Genomic DNA, 1,626 nt, shown 5'->3' with positions numbered 1-1,626 from the left:
ACCAACGGCACGGTCAAGACGCTCGATCAGCTCAACACCAAGCTGCAGGCCAACAACCTGTCCGCGACGATCGACGCCAACGGCCTGCTCACGGTCTCGGCCACCAACGACTATGCGTCCTCGACCATCGGATCGAGCGCCGCGGGTGGTGCGATCGGCGGCACGCTGACCACGTCGCTGACGTTCTCGACGGCTTCCAGCCCCGTCCAGGACGCGGTTGCCCAGACGGCCCGGTCCAACCTGGTCAACCAGTATAACAACATCTTGCAACAGATTGATTCCACTGCACAGGACTCCTCGTTCAACGGCGTCAACCTGTTGAACGGCGATCAGCTCAAGCTGGTTTTCGACGAGACCGCGAAGTCGAGCCTGAGCATCACCGGCGTGACCTATAACTCGAAGGGCCTGGGTCTGGCCGCGTTGACCAGCGGTGTCGATTTCATCGACAACGCTGCCACCAACAAGGTGCTGACCAACTTGAACACTGCGTCCAGCACGCTGCGTTCGGAGGCCTCGGCGCTCGGTTCGAACCTGACCATCGTGCAGGTGCGTCAGGACTTCAACAAGAGCCTGATCAACGTGCTGCAGACCGGTTCGTCCAACCTGACCCTGGCCGACACCAACACCGAAGCGGCGAACAGCCAGGCACTGTCGACCCGCCAGTCGATCGCGGTCTCCGCGCTCTCGCTGGCCAACCAGTCGCAGCAGAGCGTGCTTCAACTGCTCCGCTAAATCGCGGACGACATCGCAAGCAAGACATGGCGGCGGGGCTTCGGCCCCGCCGCTTTCCTTTTGCGTCAGCGTTTGCAGCGCCTTGGATGACGCTCCAAAGTAACCCGCGGTTATGGTTAATGGAGCGTAAGCATGGAAAATCGCTAATAAATTCAGACGGGTTTCTGGTCCTGCCGGCGCTCGCCGCGGTTTTTATGGTGAACCGGCGCTTAGGTCGGCGAGTCTCGTTTCACCCTTTGTTAGCCATGTCGCGGCACGCTGTCCGCGTCACTCGATCCGAAGCGATCGAACGAAGACGCGTAAACCAGAAGGGTAAGAGTTATGTCCGGAATTGTTCTCTCTGCGTCGGTTCGCCAGAACCTGCTCTCTCTCCAGTCCACCGCCGATCTTCTCGCCACGACGCAGAGCCGTCTGTCGACCGGTAAGAGTGTCAACTCGGCTCTCGACAATCCCACCAACTTCTTCACGGCACAGTCGCTCGACAACCGCGCCAGCGACATCAACAATCTGCTCGACGGCATCGCCAACGGCGTGCAGGTGCTGCAGGCTGCCAACACCGGTCTGACCTCCTTGCAGAAGCTGATCGACAGCGCCAAGTCGATCGCCAACCAGGCGCTGCAGACCACCGTCGGCTATTCCACAAAGTCCAACGTCTCCACCACGATCGCGGGTGCGACGGCTTCGGATCTGCGTGGCACGACGTCTTACGCGAGCGCCACTGCATCCAGCAATGTGCTCTACACGGGTACGGCCGGCGGCACGACCGCGGCGACCTCGTCTTCGTTGCTAGGCAGCGCTGCCCAGGGTAGCTTCACGGCTGCTGCGGCGGTGAAAGCGGCCGACGGCACGACCAACCTGGCCGGCACCGCGACCTTGATCGGTGCGGCCGGTGCT

Annotated in this window: 1 protein-coding gene and 1 pseudogene; both read left to right on the top strand. The window is 61.5% G+C overall.

What is annotated here, in order from left to right:
- Window positions 1-732, top strand: a 732-nt coding sequence (locus IVA92_RS26040) for a flagellin (RefSeq protein ID WP_253075219.1), incomplete at its 5' end; no start/stop codon positions are given.
- Between the two features lie 321 nt (window positions 733-1,053).
- Window positions 1,054-1,626, top strand: a pseudogene (locus tag IVA92_RS26035) (flagellin); the annotation flags it as partial.

Origin of the sequence: Bradyrhizobium sp. 154 (assembly GCF_023073875.1) — a bacterium.
GTDB lineage: Bacteria > Pseudomonadota > Alphaproteobacteria > Rhizobiales > Xanthobacteraceae > Bradyrhizobium.
Note: the sequence above shows the minus strand (reverse complement) of the source record. Positions and strands in the feature narration are given on the sequence as shown.